Source organism: Ruegeria sp. AD5, from assembly GCF_056542345.1.
Window position 1 is genome coordinate 838,385 of record NZ_JBQFZR010000001.1, and the last position, 14,824, is coordinate 853,208.

At 52.6% G+C, this 14,824-nt stretch carries 17 protein-coding genes; 2 read left to right on the top strand and 15 right to left on the bottom strand.

The window, feature by feature from the left end; genetic code table 11:
* Nucleotides 1-26 precede the first annotated feature (26 nt).
* From ACR0JG_RS04200 to ACR0JG_RS04215, 4 genes are all read right to left on the bottom strand, one after another.
* Nucleotides 27-881 carry a hypothetical protein gene (locus tag ACR0JG_RS04200; protein WP_170565484.1) on the bottom strand — a complete coding sequence of 285 codons (855 nt, stop codon included), beginning with the start codon at nt 879-881 and terminating at the stop codon, nt 27-29.
* The gene (locus tag ACR0JG_RS04205) at nt 871-1,224 is read right to left on the bottom strand and encodes a hypothetical protein (RefSeq protein WP_170329075.1); all 354 of its coding nucleotides are present in this window, start codon (nt 1,222-1,224) and stop codon (nt 871-873) included. Before ACR0JG_RS04205 ends, ACR0JG_RS04200 begins: the two co-directional genes overlap by 11 nt.
* Before the next feature lie 3 nt (nt 1,225-1,227).
* A complete protein-coding gene (locus ACR0JG_RS04210) occupies nt 1,228-1,536 on the bottom strand; it encodes a hypothetical protein (protein ID WP_170329073.1) in 309 nt (102 codons plus the stop codon).
* Nucleotides 1,537-1,981: 445 nt separating this feature from the next.
* The gene (locus ACR0JG_RS04215) at nt 1,982-2,734 is read right to left on the bottom strand and encodes a Crp/Fnr family transcriptional regulator (RefSeq protein WP_480567736.1); all 753 of its coding nucleotides are present in this window, start codon (nt 2,732-2,734) and stop codon (nt 1,982-1,984) included.
* A gap of 135 nt (nt 2,735-2,869) precedes the next feature.
* Between ACR0JG_RS04215 and ACR0JG_RS04220 the strand changes: the two genes are divergently transcribed.
* Nucleotides 2,870-3,103, top strand: coding sequence for a hypothetical protein (locus tag ACR0JG_RS04220; RefSeq protein ID WP_480567738.1), 234 nt, complete (start codon nt 2,870-2,872; stop codon nt 3,101-3,103).
* 664 nt (nt 3,104-3,767) lie between these two features.
* Here ACR0JG_RS04220 and ACR0JG_RS04225 read toward each other — a convergent pair.
* The 6 genes from ACR0JG_RS04225 to ACR0JG_RS04250 form a co-directional block, all read right to left on the bottom strand.
* Nucleotides 3,768-4,193 (bottom strand): GFA family protein, encoded by a 426-nt coding sequence (locus tag ACR0JG_RS04225; protein ID WP_480567741.1) that lies wholly within the window; start codon nt 4,191-4,193, stop codon nt 3,768-3,770.
* 109 nt (nt 4,194-4,302) lie between these two features.
* Complete coding sequence (locus ACR0JG_RS04230) at nt 4,303-4,974, bottom strand: NAD-dependent epimerase/dehydratase family protein (protein WP_170755642.1); 672 nt, start codon at nt 4,972-4,974, stop codon at nt 4,303-4,305.
* Nucleotides 4,964-5,443, bottom strand: a complete 480-nt coding sequence (locus ACR0JG_RS04235) for an SRPBCC family protein (RefSeq protein ID WP_480567744.1) — start codon at nt 5,441-5,443, stop codon at nt 4,964-4,966. The genes ACR0JG_RS04230 and ACR0JG_RS04235 overlap by 11 nt, the downstream gene beginning before the upstream one ends.
* Complete coding sequence (locus ACR0JG_RS04240; protein ID WP_480567747.1) at nt 5,430-5,906, bottom strand: hypothetical protein; 477 nt, start codon at nt 5,904-5,906, stop codon at nt 5,430-5,432. The genes ACR0JG_RS04235 and ACR0JG_RS04240 overlap by 14 nt, the downstream gene beginning before the upstream one ends.
* Nucleotides 5,907-5,963: 57 nt before the next feature.
* The gene (locus ACR0JG_RS04245) at nt 5,964-6,776 is read right to left on the bottom strand and encodes an SDR family NAD(P)-dependent oxidoreductase (RefSeq protein ID WP_170755675.1); all 813 of its coding nucleotides are present in this window, start codon (nt 6,774-6,776) and stop codon (nt 5,964-5,966) included.
* A 52-nt stretch (nt 6,777-6,828) separates the two neighbouring features.
* Nucleotides 6,829-7,809 (bottom strand): oxidoreductase, encoded by a 981-nt coding sequence (locus ACR0JG_RS04250; protein ID WP_480567751.1) that lies wholly within the window; start codon nt 7,807-7,809, stop codon nt 6,829-6,831.
* Here ACR0JG_RS04250 and ACR0JG_RS04255 point away from each other — a divergent pair.
* Nucleotides 7,789-8,352 carry a TetR/AcrR family transcriptional regulator gene (locus tag ACR0JG_RS04255; protein WP_170424605.1) on the top strand — a complete coding sequence of 188 codons (564 nt, stop codon included), beginning with the start codon at nt 7,789-7,791 and terminating at the stop codon, nt 8,350-8,352. The two genes, ACR0JG_RS04250 and ACR0JG_RS04255, sit on opposite strands and share 21 nt — an antisense overlap.
* Nucleotides 8,353-8,521: 169 nt before the next feature.
* On the opposite strand, the gene ACR0JG_RS04260 is transcribed toward ACR0JG_RS04255, so the two are convergent.
* The 5 genes from ACR0JG_RS04260 to ACR0JG_RS04280 form a co-directional block, all read right to left on the bottom strand.
* Nucleotides 8,522-8,872 carry a hypothetical protein gene (locus ACR0JG_RS04260; RefSeq protein ID WP_170424603.1) on the bottom strand — a complete coding sequence of 117 codons (351 nt, stop codon included), beginning with the start codon at nt 8,870-8,872 and terminating at the stop codon, nt 8,522-8,524.
* Between the two features lie 146 nt (nt 8,873-9,018).
* Nucleotides 9,019-10,830, bottom strand: a complete 1,812-nt coding sequence (locus ACR0JG_RS04265; protein WP_170755638.1) for a TniQ family protein — start codon at nt 10,828-10,830, stop codon at nt 9,019-9,021.
* Nucleotides 10,827-11,819, bottom strand: a complete 993-nt coding sequence (locus ACR0JG_RS04270) for an ATP-binding protein (protein WP_480567756.1) — start codon at nt 11,817-11,819, stop codon at nt 10,827-10,829. Before ACR0JG_RS04270 ends, ACR0JG_RS04265 begins: the two co-directional genes overlap by 4 nt.
* On the bottom strand, nt 11,812-13,950 hold the full coding sequence (locus ACR0JG_RS04275; RefSeq protein WP_170755636.1) for a Mu transposase C-terminal domain-containing protein: 2,139 nt from the start codon (nt 13,948-13,950) through the stop codon (nt 11,812-11,814). The genes ACR0JG_RS04270 and ACR0JG_RS04275 overlap by 8 nt, the downstream gene beginning before the upstream one ends.
* Complete coding sequence (locus tag ACR0JG_RS04280; RefSeq protein WP_170755635.1) at nt 13,947-14,642, bottom strand: TnsA endonuclease N-terminal domain-containing protein; 696 nt, start codon at nt 14,640-14,642, stop codon at nt 13,947-13,949. Before ACR0JG_RS04280 ends, ACR0JG_RS04275 begins: the two co-directional genes overlap by 4 nt.
* Nucleotides 14,643-14,824 lie beyond the last annotated feature (182 nt).

Sequence of the window (14,824 nt, forward strand, 5' to 3'; positions counted from 1 at the left end):
GAAAAATGGGCTCTCTGCCTGAAACCTCAATTGTTCAGAACACACTGACCTTCTGACTGATGATAATTTCTGTGGCATTCCCACCTATTACCGGATCGGTCGATATGGGCATTTTCTGGTAACTCGATTGCATTGCAGCGATCACCGGACGCCTCGTAACCACGTTCGCATTTCCATCCAACTCCATGGATCGCGTCATCGTAGAAAGCATTTTCAGGCACAAACACGGCATCGCACTGTCCGTCGCGCTCAAAATACCCACGCTCGCACGTCCAGGGACGCCCGCTGGTTGATGCGTTCAGAAAAGCGTTTTCCGGCACCGCTACTGCCACGCATGCTTCTCCGTCTTTTTCGTAGCCACGGTTGCAACGCCATGCAGATCCATAAGTGCTATTCGTTAGGTAAGCATTATCCGGCACCACGATTTTCTCGCAGCTATCGTCTACTCTTGTGTATCCACGCAGGCACCGCCACCTCTCACCTGATGGATCGAGATATCCACCCTCAGGCACAATCACTTCAGTGCATGAGGTGCCGCCAACTTCAACAAAGCCATGCATACATGCCCACCCTGAGCCATAGGTTCTGTTTGTGGGGTAGGCATTTCCCGGCACGACAATGGCCACGCATTCTTCGCCTTTCAACCGATAGGACAAATCGCATTCCCAACCGTCGCCATACTTTTTGGGATGCGCGTTATCCGGGATCGAATTTGTTTCGGCCGATGCGGGACTTGATGAGATAAAGGAGCCCGCCAAACTGCTGAAGACGACAACAAACAACGCAGCCATTAAGTGAGCGCAAAACCGGTACTGATTTTTTCGATTTGCCCTGATGCAAACGGCGTTGTCCGAATGTTGAGTGATTGAGTTACGATCCATCCAGGTTCAGCCCCTCGATACAGGCCTGCGCCAGGTCTTTGTTAGGAGTTTGGGATCCCGGCACCGTTGCCCAGCCAGCCGCCATGACGGCATCCTTTTGCTTGAAAGAAGAAGCCTCTTTGATCGTCGTTATTTTTTCGGCGCGTTGGGCGTCAGTTCTCGCCATGTCGACGCAGACCGGAACCAACGCAGCGATTACATTATCGCGGGACATGGCGTTGGCCATCTTGTCCGCGCTACCGCCGGTCATCCATCCACCCCATGAAAATCCAACGACGCCTACGAAAACCCCGCCGATCAGAGCACCGTAGATTCCGGGTTTAAGCCATTCGGGCGTGTTCATAATCTATTCCTCCTGCGGTGAAAGCGCCGCATCGCTGTCATTGTTAGATGTGGCCAAGGTCTGGTCGTGCTTGAGCGCCAGTTCAAAATCTTCTGGGTCAATTGGGCGCATTTCCGTGCGGCCTGGCTTGCTGCCTTTGCCCCGAACTGTCAGGTAGGTTCCGGTTCTGCGATATGCTTCGAAACTCAGGCCCTGCAGTAGCTCTTCTTCGACAACTACTTCATACTCGCCTGCAGGAAGTACATCCGGGTAGCCGGACAAAGAGAACGGATTTGAAAACGTCACCAAAGAACTGGACGATCTTGTGCTCACCTTTGTCCTCCATTTAGTTTGTTGGATCTTCCCCGCGCAGTCTGCCGCGGTACACGCTCGTAAGCGCCGCGGTAGTACTGGCGTTGTAATTTAGAATAATGTGCAAATGGCAGGCGCGCGCTGATCGATGTTAGTCGGCGGCCAATGACCTGAGATTTTATTGGAATCTCAAATGCATTTGGTGTCCGAGGATCAGGTGACGCCGAAAACGAACTAACCTGCGTCAGTGCAACGATGTTTGGATTCCGGCAACGTGATGTGTGTTGGCGGGATATTTGCTAGCGTGTTCTTAACGAGTATTTAAGAAGCGCAGGAAATCCAGTACCGCAATCGGACTGTATTTATCTTGCGCTTCTTTTTCAGTGAAATCCCAAATCTGCCGAAGCGAATTCCGTCTCTAACAGGCAACGATCATCAAAATCCCGGCATCGCTGTAGGGGTGAACTTATTGCTTCAACAGTGGCCCGGCCTGATCCAGATAAGTGGGGTCAAAACCGGCCAACGTCACCAGTCCTTCATAATCATCAAATACCACTTGCCCGGATTGAAAAGTAACCAGCCCCTTCTCCCGCAGTTGCCGTAGGACACGATTAACATGCACGGCACTCAGTCCCAGCGCATCGGCAAGGTGGTATTGTGTCAGGGGGCAAGTGTATCCCGTCTTGTTTGCCATCCCGACCTGAGTCAGCCTCACACCAAGTTCCAAAAGAAAATGCGCCATGCGCTCACCCGCATCGCGCCGTCCTATGTTGACCAGGTGCTCAACCACCATCGCTTCATCTCGGGAGACCGCCCAAAGAATTGCTGTCGCCAGCCGGGGCGTCTGCGCAAATGCTTCCAGGAGATCATCCAATACTACTTCGATGGCTTGGATTTCCATGATTGGTTCTATGCTGTGATCCGAGGTGTGCAGCAGAACGCTTCGCAAGCCCAGAAAGTCACCCGGTATTTGGAAATCGACGATCTGACGCGACCCGTCAGTCTGGGTTTTGTAGGAACAAACCCAGCCCGAGGCCAGAATGTAGGCAGCCTGCTCTGATTGCCCTTGATGCACAAGGTCACGTCCGGCTTCAAAGGTTCTGCGACGCTTGTGCAGGCGTGCCAATGCCGCAAGTTCAACCTCAGTCAGAGCGACGAAGTTTGAAAGCTTTCGGGTGAGTGGACTGTTTTTGATAGTGCGCAAGTGTTCTTCCTTCATCGATGAGCAGCCCGCGAAACTATCCGACGCCAAGACTGCTTTCGATCAGTTAAGTATACAGCAATCTATGCCAGTATGATGCAATTCATTGTGGCGCTTCCTTGCTTGGACGCCTGTTAAAAAAGGACGTCTACCATGGCTGACCGGCAAGACCACTCAGGAATGGCCGCACTCTCAATTTGTGAAGCGCTTTTGCTTGCAATTAAAGATCGTGAGCTTCTGCCCGAACATGAAATTGTGGGAGTTCTGCATGACGCAGCTGCTGTCCACGAAACAGCGGTCGGCAATAACGATGAAAAGGACATGCACCAGGCCGCCGCTGTTCTGATAAACAAGATCATTGCTTCCGGCTGTCGCGTTCGGCAGTAACGTTAATTTCCTGTCAGAAAAACAAGAATACGCTCGTCAAAAAAGCATAACAACAAATAGAAGCACTATTGGTGCTTCGTTCCCGATCAATTCAAACACGAAGCAAGAACCAAAGATCCAATCTCTGCAATATCTCAACTTAATGAAAAATTCCACGACCGCGAATTACTCCCTCTTCCCCGCCACCTGCATGAGCCACAACGAGAATTTTCTTACTGGCTGAAGGCCCGCATGGCCTGTCCTGCTGCACTGCCTGCGACAACGCAAACGTTGGCTTTGTTCGGCGTCTAAGTTGCTGATCCTATGTGCCTCGAAACTACAGTTTGATAGTATCGCATCATCATAGCTTTGAATGACCGGTCTGGCGACAACAGCTGCAACGCAGCGATGAATGTGCTGCGACAGCAAATCAATGCCGCGTCAGCAATTGCCGCAATCGCACAAGTCCGGTTTGTCCGCGTTGCAGTCTTTGTCGATCCGGACCTCGAAAGGCAGATTTTCGCAACCAACGGATGATTGACAGCGTCGTAATAAACCGCACATCTCACTGAAGCGGTGTTATGTGAAGCGATCTCTGGCTGAGTGGTGGCCGTTCAATGGAACAAGCACGAAAGGCTGCCTCGTAGGCAAAGCTGCCGTATGAAAAATCAGGAGGCTTCCCAATCTACTTATATCCGTCTGGGTCGTTAGGAGTTTGTAATAGGATACCTTCAAACGCGTCGAGATCATCAGTCATTTGCAGCCAAGGTAACTTGCTTTGCTTGTTGACGTGAAAAGTCGGTTTGAAATCTTCCGGGTTTTCGAGCGATGCAGCATAGAGGTGCATACCACCCGGATAGTGATCGGCTTCAAATCCAATGGGTGATCCGCACGTACCGCAAAAATGCCTGAAAACGCCTTTGGAACTTTCATAAGTGCGGGGTTTATCACCGGTCCACTCAAAGTTTTCTATTGGCGCACCGAGCCACGCAACCACCGGCGCGGCACAATTCCGACGGCAGTCATCGCAGTGGCAATAACATGCCCATGTTTGATCTCCTTGGTAGGCCCAGCTTGTTTTTTTACAAAGACAATACCCGCGCGTCGCCATTCTATTTTCCTCCAAACCTCCGCTAACGTAGGACGCAGGCGGGTTTTGAAATGGATAATTTAGGACGTATTGTCAGCAGAAAACGTCGAAGCTCGGGGGCAATCTACGCTCACAGCAGTAATGCCCGCATTTCAGTGTTTTCCAAAACGGCAGACGAACTTTCGTTGTTGATCACCGTTCTGATCATAGCCTGTGCTAGTTCATCGGATGCCACACCTATAGAAGGTACTAGCGTATGAAGCGGCGCGAACAGATAGTCTAATGGTTTCCACCTGCTTCGTTCAGATGGGGCGATATAGCCGGGGCGAAAGGCAAACTTGCGTTTGATATGGGAGGCGAAAAGAACAGTCTCGGCTTCACCTTTGACTTTCAAAGCAAATGACATGCCACCCCCGTCTGTTCGCGCACCTTGGGCCGAGAAGAGGCAGAATGTTGCTTCCGGCACTGTTTCCTCACAAGCCCGTACAAGGTTGATCAACCAATTGACGGTGACCTCTGAATAAGTCTCCCTACTGACGCGGGCTGAGTAGGTCGCAAGACAATGAAACACCGTGTCGATACCGATCAGATACTGGGTATATGAGGCTGAGTTCCCGAAATCCGTAAAGCTGATGTCGGTCAGCTTGGCGTGAGTTCGACCCGAAGACCTCCGCCCAAGGGAAACAACCTCTGTTACGCTCTCCTCCTCCAGCAATGCAGCCAGAACAGATGACCCGACCATGCCGGTTGCCCCAGTAAGCAGAACGCGCCCGAGAGCTCGTGCGGTGGGTTCATCCGACATTACCGCGTCGCTCCGCTTCCGCCTTCAGGCTGCGATTGAAAACCTGGTAGCCCTCCAGATACAATTTCGCCAACCGTCCACCCATCAGGAGAGTCATGCCACCGATGATCTCGTCCGATTGTACGAACCGGGTCTTTCCATCTGCGGCAGCCTCGACCTTGAAATGGTGGTTATCGCGGATGCCGCCGGGTCCTCTTTCAGCCCAGTAGAACTCGTGGCCGTCTACCACAGTGATCTTGTGATCAATCCGTGTGAGCTTGTCCTTTTTGGGGTTCAGCTGGAAGGCAACATTGATGCTTTCACCGTCCGCGATCTGGCCCTCGACTCTCACAAGGAACGCAGCCCAGGAGCTATAGTTGGCAGTATCGGTCAGAACCGCCCAAACGGCTTCGGGCGCCGTGTTGATAATGATGTCAGTGTGGATTTTGTGATGCGAGAAGTTGACCTTCTCAGTTCTACCAGTTTCCATGATCTTCCCTTTTTGATCGGTTCAAGCCTTTAGAGGCGCGGTGCGCCGTCTCAACGGTGATCCGCCCGAACCGCTCGCGCATGCGCTGCGCCCGGAAGAGGTAGACGGAAATAAGGGTGTAGTTGATGCACTCAACCAGGAAGTTGCGGTAGCGATCTGGGTTTTGCAGCATGTCGAAGGTTTGGACCGCGCACATCGTGGCAAGTGCAGTGAACATCACAAGCATTGCGATGGGCGTGTAGCGCCAGCGCACGGCGTAACCGGCAAGGAACGTGGCCCCCGACACAGTGATCAAAATCCAATGGAGGGTCTGCATGCCAATTGGAAATGTCTCGTTTTGTAGCGGCATCAGCGGGGCAAGTCCCCAGAAGTATTCCAGAAAGCCTAGAAGTCCCCAGCTGAGCATGATCAGTGCGGCGAGGATCAAGAATAAACTGAAGATATGTGAAAGTAACTTTTGCATGATCTACCGCCTTTGGAGATACGGCTCCCAAATGATCGATGTGGTTTGGAAGGCTACCTAGCAGGGCCTAAGCCCCGCCGCCGACATCTCTAGAAAATTGCGGATGTCGTATTCGATGTCGCCGTCGTATCGCGGGGCGTAGGTGTCATAAGCGCGCGCGAGTTTTCCATAGCGGTCATCAATCCGAACCTTGTTGTAGGCATGACTGACCGCGAAAAATTCACCGGCTTTCAGCTGATTAAGCACCCGCTTCACAAACTGATCCGTCGGCATGCCCAGGCCCTGGCTCATCTCGGAAACTACCAAGCCAGGCATGATCAAGGCCACGTCCATAAAGTCCGGCGTCTCTTCGGCCAGAAGTTCGGTGATGGCTAAAAGGGCATGCTTGGACGAGACATAGGCATGTGACGATGGTACGGCGGTGAAGACACTGTTTTCGGAGCCAATGTTGTAGATCGCGCATGGTGTTCCGCGGTCGAGCATTTTGCGCCCAAAGACCTGAATTCCGTTGAGCGTTCCGAATATGTTGATCTCATAGACACGCCGGAACACATCCAGATCCATGTCGATCAGCGGCTTGGGGTCCTGGCCGATACCAGCATTGTTGATGAGCACATCAACCGGACCAAACTCAGCCTCGGCAAAGTCTGCCAGCGCTTCTACTTGTTCGCGATCCGCGACATCGCAGGCAGTTCCCGCCGCCTTGATCCCTTCGGCTTTCAGTTCTGACACTGCCTCCTGAACGCGGTCCAAACGGCGACCGCAGATGACAACCTTTGCGCCTTCCAGCCCCATCTGGAGGGCGAGTTCTTTACCGATCCCCGTCGCGGAGCCGGTGATGACAACGGTCTTGCTTTCAAAATCTTGCATGATCTTTCCTTTTAGGAGGTCAGCACTGTCGCTTCTGGAATGAATGGCGGGATCAGATTTTGAAGGATTGGCCGGTAAGCACTTCGGACAGGGTCCATAACCGGGTAGCAATCTCGATATTCGCGGTTATCGGATCGCGGGTGGCCACGCCGACTTCCCCGCTCATTTCCTGCGGGCCGGTGGGGCCGTAGTAATCGCCTCCTTGGACATCCGTGGACAGGGCGGCGTACAGGGTGGGTTTCGCGGCTTCTTCTGGAGAATGAAGGAATTGTTCAACTTGCGCTTTCATCTGCGCGAGCTGATCCGGGGCAACGTTATGGAACAGACCGGACTCAGAACCGCCGGGATGGACGGACAGTGCTTTTAGCCTACGCCCAGAAGCCCGTAGGCGACGGTTTAGCTCGTCCCCAAACAAAAGGTTCGCGAGTTTCGACTGACCATAAGCAATGCCGCCATCCTGGCCACAGGTCAGATCATCAAACTGGATGGTGGCCCCCTTGTGCCCGAGGCTTGAAAGCGCCACGATCCGGGATGCCGGATCGTCTGGCACGAGGTCAATCAGCAACGCCGTCAAAAGAAAATGACCGAGGTGATTGGTCGCGAATTGCAGTTCGATCCCATCGCCATTCGTCTCAGCGGTGTAAAGCAGTATGCCTGCATTGTTGATCAGCACGTCGAGCTTCGAATAGCGCGCGCGGAACGCCTCGGCAAAGCTTCTGACAGAGGCAAAATCGCCCAGGTCTAGCGGCATCACATCAAGCGAGGCTGACGGCACGCGTGCCAGCACGTCGTCCCGAGCGGTTTTTGCCTTTTCGAGATTGCGGCAGGCCATCACTACGTGGAACCCAGCTTCGGCGATGCCGATTGTGGTTTCAAACCCAATGCCGTTGTTGGCACCAGTGACGATGGCAATTTTTTGGGAAGTGGCGGTCATGAAAGGCTCCACAAAGTTTACATTTGATGACTGATTGTAAATATTGACAGTCACCCACGTAATGTCAATATGCCCTTTATGAAAAATCGCGACGCCCACATCCTAGAAGCAGCAGTCCGTCTCTTTCTTCGGTTCGGGGTTAAACGGACAAGCATGAACGACATTGCGGAAGAAGCAGGGTTATCGCGACAGACGCTCTACAAAGCATTCGCCAATAAAGATGAAGTGTTACAGGCCACGATCCGATCCATGGCGGACAAGGTTGTGGTGGACATTGAGGCCGGGCTGATGAAGACGACGGGACTCAGTGCGCAATTGGATGTAATCTTCCAGCACACCGTGATTGAGCACTACGATGTACTTCAATCCTCGCCGAATGCCGAAGACATCATTGCTGGCGTAACCGCTTCTTCACAGAAGGAGCTTGAAGCAGGTGCTCAACGGAACACTGAGATTATTGCCCGAGTTCTAGAGCCATTCTCGGATGACCTTAGGGCTGCGGATCTGTCTGTGGACCAGTATGCAGATTTTATTCAACGCACTGCGACGGCGGCAAAATACACGGCGAAAAACAGAAAGCACTTGGTACAACTGCTCGATGCACTCCGCGTCTCTGTGCTGAAGGTAGTCGAAGCGAATTAGTTCAAAGAATGTCCAATGCGGAATTCGATGCCCGCCGCGGCATCGGGCAAAATGGACTAACTACTGGCATTTTTCGCAACGCGCTTCAGCGACTTTTCCCAAGGCCTTAGATAGAAGCCCTTGGACATTGCTAAACGGGTGTTAAGTGAACCACTGACTGGTTATGTCGTCACCCATCTTTGTCCTCATCACTCCAGTGTCCAATCTCATAGACGCCTTGCTTTTTCATGCGACGTATGAACGCTAGGTAGTTAACTACGCGGTCGATCTCATCCAATTCTCCAGTGGCATAGGCGACTGCAATCATCTTGAATTGGACCTCAAGATCTTCCGCAATTTTTTCGTCTTGTCGATCGAGACCCTTTCCAGCCCCCAAAGAGGCAGTAGTTGTTTCGTCTTCGCTCCACATCTCATCGAGATAGGCCTTTAGATTTAGCTCGGGACTGTTCGCGCCCAGCTTGCCTACAGCCTCCCATATTGGTTGAAGCTGTTCAGTAAGATTTCTTCGACTGCTAGTCATGTTTCTTCACCTCGCAGTTCAGCAATTCAACGTAGTTGGCCCAATCGAGAGACCGCCACTAAAACTGATGAGCATGAGCGGCGGAGTATCAACTTAGCTCCGCCACCAGCTTTTGTTGACTCAAACAGTCAGTTTAGATTGACGATTTACCCCCCAATCGTCAGTTCCCGAACCACATCTCTTGTCTCGTTCGGGTAGGCACGAACAAACCCAGCCTCGCAGGGGATTGTTTCAACTTCTCTACGATCCAATGCCGGACCCAAATGGACCGCTGCTATCTCAAACTGCCGCGCCATTTGGCCCAACGTCACATAATGTTCTTCAAAAGCCTGAATACTCTCTTCAGTGATGTAGCAACGGTAGTGCTGCGTGTCCGGGTTTCGCATTTTTTTCTGCTTTAGGTATCCACCATCCCGCAACCGCCGGATCGACCCGACACTAATTCTCAAGCGCGCCGCCGCATCCATCAGAGACAGATCGCCGGAAAACACGCGCTCCGATTTCTCCAAGATCTCAGCGCAGTCGATAAGAATTCCAGCTAACCCTTCCACGTCCGGATCTCTCCATACGCCGGTCAGTCGGCCTGCTACCCAATCAGCGACAACGCGAGCCAGGGCCACCTTGCTCTGTCGGCTGTACTCCGAGAGACGCAACCTATGACGTGCCCGAGCGGCAATGCGTAGACCTTCAAGCCTAGTCAGCAGGGTCTGTACCGAGGACGATGGCACATAGCGCAGAGACGTTCCAAAACGATAGGATTCCAGAACGTTATGCCGGATCAGCGCCTTCACCTGGACCGGATGGATATTCAACTGAGTCGCGGTGGCTTTGATATTCTGCAATCCAGACCAAAAGTCGAGCACGGCGACCAGATCTTCATGGCTGACATCTTTCATATTTGAAAGGTCGCTCGCGTTTTGACTTCGAAGATGGGCGAGAATGCCTCGCACCCGAACCTCGCCGACCCCATGTAGCTCCCGCGCGCGTTCAAGCGTGATAAGTTTGGGTGCTGTGATCTTCGTGCCGAGGACTCTTGCGCCGGTCTGCAGCGGATAATTCTCCCGAACAAAACCCTGCACACAAGCCCTGAGGACTGCTGTCGCCGGGTCTTCTTCAGTGTCTTTCAGCCAGGTATAGAACTCGCCCATATCTGTTGTGAAATATGACCGCTTGGAGGGAGACTGGCGCCTGGCACGCTCCAACTCAGATTTCAGGGCTTCCGGCCCACTCTTCAAAACCTCGAAACCAGCCGACATGCAAGCACGCTCTTGTTCGAAGTCCAAGTCCGAACGGTAGACGCCCCGGTCCATAGCAATCGCCATACCTAATGTCAGAGCGGCCTGATGAAGATGCGTCAGCTCCAGCGAGTCTAACCAGTCATCAGCGACCCCAAACTCAATTCGGCGGCTCAGGTAGGTTTCAAACGAAGATCGCCCAAGATTTGTTGCGTCTTGAGCGGCCTCAAAGATCAGATCCTGGTGACGCGTCACTTGCTCAACCACGTCGTAGGTGAGATGCGCATGCGACGCATTGGGAAGCTGGAGCAACGGTACGCCATGTTTGGCACAGGTCTTGATCGGCAGCACCAACCATTCAAGAGGTTGGAACGCGTTCTCAGGACCAGAAGCCTCCTTGGCCTCCACAATACATCTCGGACAAATACGGGTGGTAGCCCGGCGGAACGAACCGGAGGTGGCAAAGGAATGCCCGACGCGGTACCGACAGGGGCCAACCAATCTGGCCGCCGCCAACTCCAACGCTTCAAATGACACTCCAGCCAGTTGTGACAGCCGCTCAAGCTGATCCGGATGGGCCGAGCAGATATGGGGCCATCTCAGACCCAGATCTGAACAGAACTCCCTCGTAACACTAAGATTGCGACGTGACAGCCGGGCGACATAGGAAGCGGGCGTCTCCATGTGATGATGAGGCAGAGTCAGAGCAAGCTGTGCTTTCATATTCTCGCTCCGCTACTCGAGGGATCATTCAATTCCAACCACCCCATCACGGCTTTGACGTCGATAGTGCGGTAGTCTTCGGCAAGAAACGGATTGAACGCCGGGATACAGCCTGACTTTCGCCGGAATGCCTCGGCAAAGTGCGCCAGCTTGAGTTGATCGGACTCCACGTAGAGCGCTTCTTCAATACCACAGAGGATCATATCGATGATCAGACCGAACTCGTTTCCACCGGCGTGAACTAAACGTTTCAAAAACGCATCCTCGCCCAGTTCAACGTCATTCCCTAAACCAGACTTTGAAACAAACCCCGCAAAAAGACCTTTGACATCCGCTTCATGCGAAATCCAGCTCACTGCACCCAGATGCACAACATCTATGCGCCTTTTAAGCTGAACATCCGAATTGATCATCTTGATCAGATCAGGCGTGCCAGACAGAACAAGACCAACCGGCCAATCCTTATCGTTCATCAGCGACTTCAGGGTGTTCACTACGTCATTGCGGGCTTTGATCCCCTTGCTGATGTAAAGATCCTGTGCCTCGTCCAGATGCACAAACATTGTACGACGTAACTGGAGAAACTGGCGGACTTGCGTCCAGATGATTGCAGCAGATTTGTCCCGAGCGAGCGGATAACCCAGACCAGACAGAATCGTTGCGCCAACATTCTTTAGAGTGGCTGGCGATGGCACCTGAAGCCGGATCACTTCTGCCACATCTTGCCCTTCAGTCGGCAGGATCAGGCTTGGGTGGTTGTCGAACAAACGGTCCGCAGCCGTGGATTTCCCACTACCAGAGGCCCCAATAAGCGCAATGCCCCGAGCTTCACTGCGGTTTCCCAATCGGATGGCCGCCCTCCGTCGACGGAGATGACGGTCGAAGATCATTTCGAGATTTTGAAACGCTTGGTGAGACACAAAAGCGCTACGCAACTCAGCAATTTGAAGGTCAATATCGTCGCAGTTAGTTTTGTGTTGATCAGTCATCTTCGAACCTCCAAGTAGAAGTTCTGGGTTGCTCCTCAGAAGAGTTTTGGATGTCATCTACCGCAGTTTCTGAAACTTCTCGGTGCTCGTCTGAAAACGGGATCAAGTACCCAAATAGGTCCGGCTCTGGTGGTAATTCAAAGCCTTCGGGATCACCTGACTTGATGCTCAATCCCACGAACAAGTCTTCTCGCGCTCGTTTTAATCCCGCAGGCGTCTGACGCTTTAATACTGCGCCAAATCTACGCCGCTCTTCAGCATCTCGTTGGATAATGGCATCCAAGGCATCGGACACTGTCTGCGCATGTAAAGCGGCCTCAGCTTTGTGTTTTTGGCGCAATTCACGCGCCGCCGCTTCCCATTGTTCGTAGGACACGCCTTCAAACCGTTTTTGCAGAGCTTGTGCGACAACCCAATTGTCACCGACCTGGACCATGATCCAACCAAGGTCATTGAGATCAACTTTGATATCCACGTGCGTTTCGCGGCTATGCAGGTGGAAGTTGCGCAATTCAGCACAAGTATAGTCGATACCGAACACGCGGACACCTTTGCCGTTAACACTCCGGTTCTGTTTCACACCGAATGCCCTGCGTCGGGTCGTTTCTGCGAGGATCGGAACAATGCCTACCTTGTCAGCGAGACGTTTCCAGCAATTGTTCGGTGTCTCGCCGTTCAAGCCACGATGCGGCAGGTTGTGATACCTATCCACAACAAACCTAATGAGCAATTCCATTAAGACATCGTCAGTGAGAGACGCCATTTCTTCCGAAGGATAGTCGCCACGTTCCCTGGTGTTGGAAAACGTTCGTCCAGCTAGACGCGGCATTAACAACGTCCCGAAAGTTCGAAAAATACGTTCCACCCGCGCGCGCAGGTGAGGTAGGCCGCCACGTGGAGTCTCAACAATTCCATGAGCTTCGAAGACGGCCTGGCGAAAACCAGAGTCTACAAACGCAACACCCAAGTCTGTGACGACAGAGCTTAGTCCGCCATAATGATGCCAAGTCGATTTGCAGCCTGCAGCAATTGCCATATCTGTTTTGTCGCGCGTGACATCAGACAACAATAATACCGCATCGGTCAGGTTAGGTTTTGCTGAGAGGCGCATTCCGACGACGCAGCGAGTGGCGCAATCGATTGCGAGATAGAGCCAGCGGCGCCCACGATCCAGCTTAGCGAGTGCCTCCGGGCTCAGATGATCCAGCGCGCCACGTTCGGCCAGAATCGTGATCAGATCAACGCACCATTCGTCGATCTCAATCCGCTCCATCGGATAGCTTGCGTCAATCCCTTCTTCATAAAGCGCAAATGCCCGGTTCGCGGCATCAACACCTTCTCTTTGGACGCATGTAAAATAGGGATCCAGTTTTGCGATGTCTCGCTCAACTTTCCGGCTGCTAGGAGTTCTAAGCTCATGTTTTCCCTCAACTAACCTTTCAGCATTTACTTCGGTGAAACGCCTGATGCAGTCCTCTACTACGTTGCCCCTTTTTGCTTGATCTCGAGTCAAATAGCCCTCAATACACTCACCCATCAGTCGAGTGGCTTCTAAGCAGAATCTTGGGCTCCGATTGCCGCACCTATGGGTCTGAGGAACCAATCCAAATGGCGAATACCCAGCATTCTCAAATCTCTTGACCCATTCACGGAGTGTTCTGGGACTCGGTGGATCTTTGAGTTTGCTTTCGTTCCCAGCCCGTGGCTTGCGCCACTTTCTCTGAGCTGCGCGCATTTGCCTGTTCACATGCACCTCAAGCGAGGGCATCGCACGCGCTATGGATTCGTCTGTGCGCTTCAATTCGCCAGATGACTGGAACTGCAAAAAGGCATCAACCCAAGCGCTTCGCCAACCAACAATTTCACATAAGTGCTCAGGCATACTCGCAAGGGTGTCCAAACCAGCACTCATCCGAGCTTTCTTACTTTCCAAAAGGAAATATCCAGGCTCGAACTCTACATTCGGCTTTTTTAACAAGTCATGCAGCTCATCGAAGGTGAGAGAAAGAACATGAGCGGTCTCATCAACGGCTTCAAAATGACATCCCAGTTCGGTTTTTTCGGTGAGACGGTGCTCGCGGCCATCAACGGACAATCGGTCATTCACAGTCACTCTGAGAGGAAGTTTCATTTCAAACCTCCGCTGCACACCAAAGTATCGAGATCGATCAAGTGTCTCTTGTCGGTTTTGAGCAAACCCTCATAGATAGCGATCACAACGGCACGGAAACCGTGACCACCTAAATTTAGCAACTGCGACAGCTCACCAACTGTCCTCGGAAATTCGTTATCTCTGACAAGGGCTTCAAGTCGTTTCTGATGGTCGGGATTTCGTGATCTCGAAAATTCAACAAAACGCTGCGCGTTGAGTGCTTCGGCACGGGTAAAGTGCCTATCGGTCACAAGTACAACTTCGTGGGCAAATTCCTTGGGTGTTGCTGCACGAATTCGCCTCAACTCGCGGGGGAAGTCGCTTTTCTGTACAATTTTCCATGGCTTTACGGCGAGCGCCAGGCGACGACCATCTTTAAGTACTACCAAGAAATCGAAAAAGTGGTGCTTTCGCTTTCCAGCTTCATCACGATATCTGATGAACGGCGGCTGTTCCCAAATGTCGACGACATCATGATTGGCCAAGTAAAGAAACAGGACGCGCTGTTCCAGCTTGCTCTCAAACTGCACGACCCTCGGGCGCTTATTGCCCGGCAAGTCAACGACTATCCCGCCTCTGGAGCTGTGCTTGGATCGTCGCGAAATACCCCGCGTCGCACGGCTAGGCTCAGGCGACATCTCGCCCGTCAACGTGAACTCTTCATCATTCATGTCTGCGATTTGGAGCGCCGACCAGCTTGGGCCGATCGTGCCACTCCACCCTCTTTTGGTGTTCCTCGGGCAATGCCAAGCCATCTCATCGCCAACACAGACGACGAAACAGTTGACTTTGCGATGTTGGCGGGGGAAGAAGGTGTATCGGTTCTCAATCGATACGGAATAAAGGGTCTCGC

Coding starts and splice junctions, on each gene's coding strand:
- ACR0JG_RS04200 (WP_170565484.1), bottom strand. CDS start 881: ATGGATCGTAACTCAATCACTCAACATTCGGACAACGCCGTTTGCATC.
- ACR0JG_RS04205 (WP_170329075.1), bottom strand. CDS start 1,224: ATGAACACGCCCGAATGGCTTAAACCCGGAATCTACGGTGCTCTGATC.
- ACR0JG_RS04215 (WP_480567736.1), bottom strand. CDS start 2,734: ATGAAGGAAGAACACTTGCGCACTATCAAAAACAGTCCACTCACCCGA.
- ACR0JG_RS04220 (WP_480567738.1), top strand. CDS start 2,870: ATGGCTGACCGGCAAGACCACTCAGGAATGGCCGCACTCTCAATTTGT.
- ACR0JG_RS04225 (WP_480567741.1), bottom strand. CDS start 4,193: ATGGCGACGCGCGGGTATTGTCTTTGTAAAAAAACAAGCTGGGCCTAC.
- ACR0JG_RS04230 (WP_170755642.1), bottom strand. CDS start 4,974: ATGTCGGATGAACCCACCGCACGAGCTCTCGGGCGCGTTCTGCTTACT.
- ACR0JG_RS04235 (WP_480567744.1), bottom strand. CDS start 5,443: ATGGAAACTGGTAGAACTGAGAAGGTCAACTTCTCGCATCACAAAATC.
- ACR0JG_RS04240 (WP_480567747.1), bottom strand. CDS start 5,906: ATGCAAAAGTTACTTTCACATATCTTCAGTTTATTCTTGATCCTCGCC.
- ACR0JG_RS04245 (WP_170755675.1), bottom strand. CDS start 6,776: ATGCAAGATTTTGAAAGCAAGACCGTTGTCATCACCGGCTCCGCGACG.
- ACR0JG_RS04255 (WP_170424605.1), top strand. CDS start 7,789: ATGAAAAATCGCGACGCCCACATCCTAGAAGCAGCAGTCCGTCTCTTT.
- ACR0JG_RS04260 (WP_170424603.1), bottom strand. CDS start 8,872: ATGACTAGCAGTCGAAGAAATCTTACTGAACAGCTTCAACCAATATGG.
- ACR0JG_RS04265 (WP_170755638.1), bottom strand. CDS start 10,830: ATGAAAGCACAGCTTGCTCTGACTCTGCCTCATCATCACATGGAGACG.
- ACR0JG_RS04270 (WP_480567756.1), bottom strand. CDS start 11,819: ATGACTGATCAACACAAAACTAACTGCGACGATATTGACCTTCAAATT.
- ACR0JG_RS04275 (WP_170755636.1), bottom strand. CDS start 13,950: ATGAAACTTCCTCTCAGAGTGACTGTGAATGACCGATTGTCCGTTGAT.
- ACR0JG_RS04280 (WP_170755635.1), bottom strand. CDS start 14,642: ATGAATGATGAAGAGTTCACGTTGACGGGCGAGATGTCGCCTGAGCCT.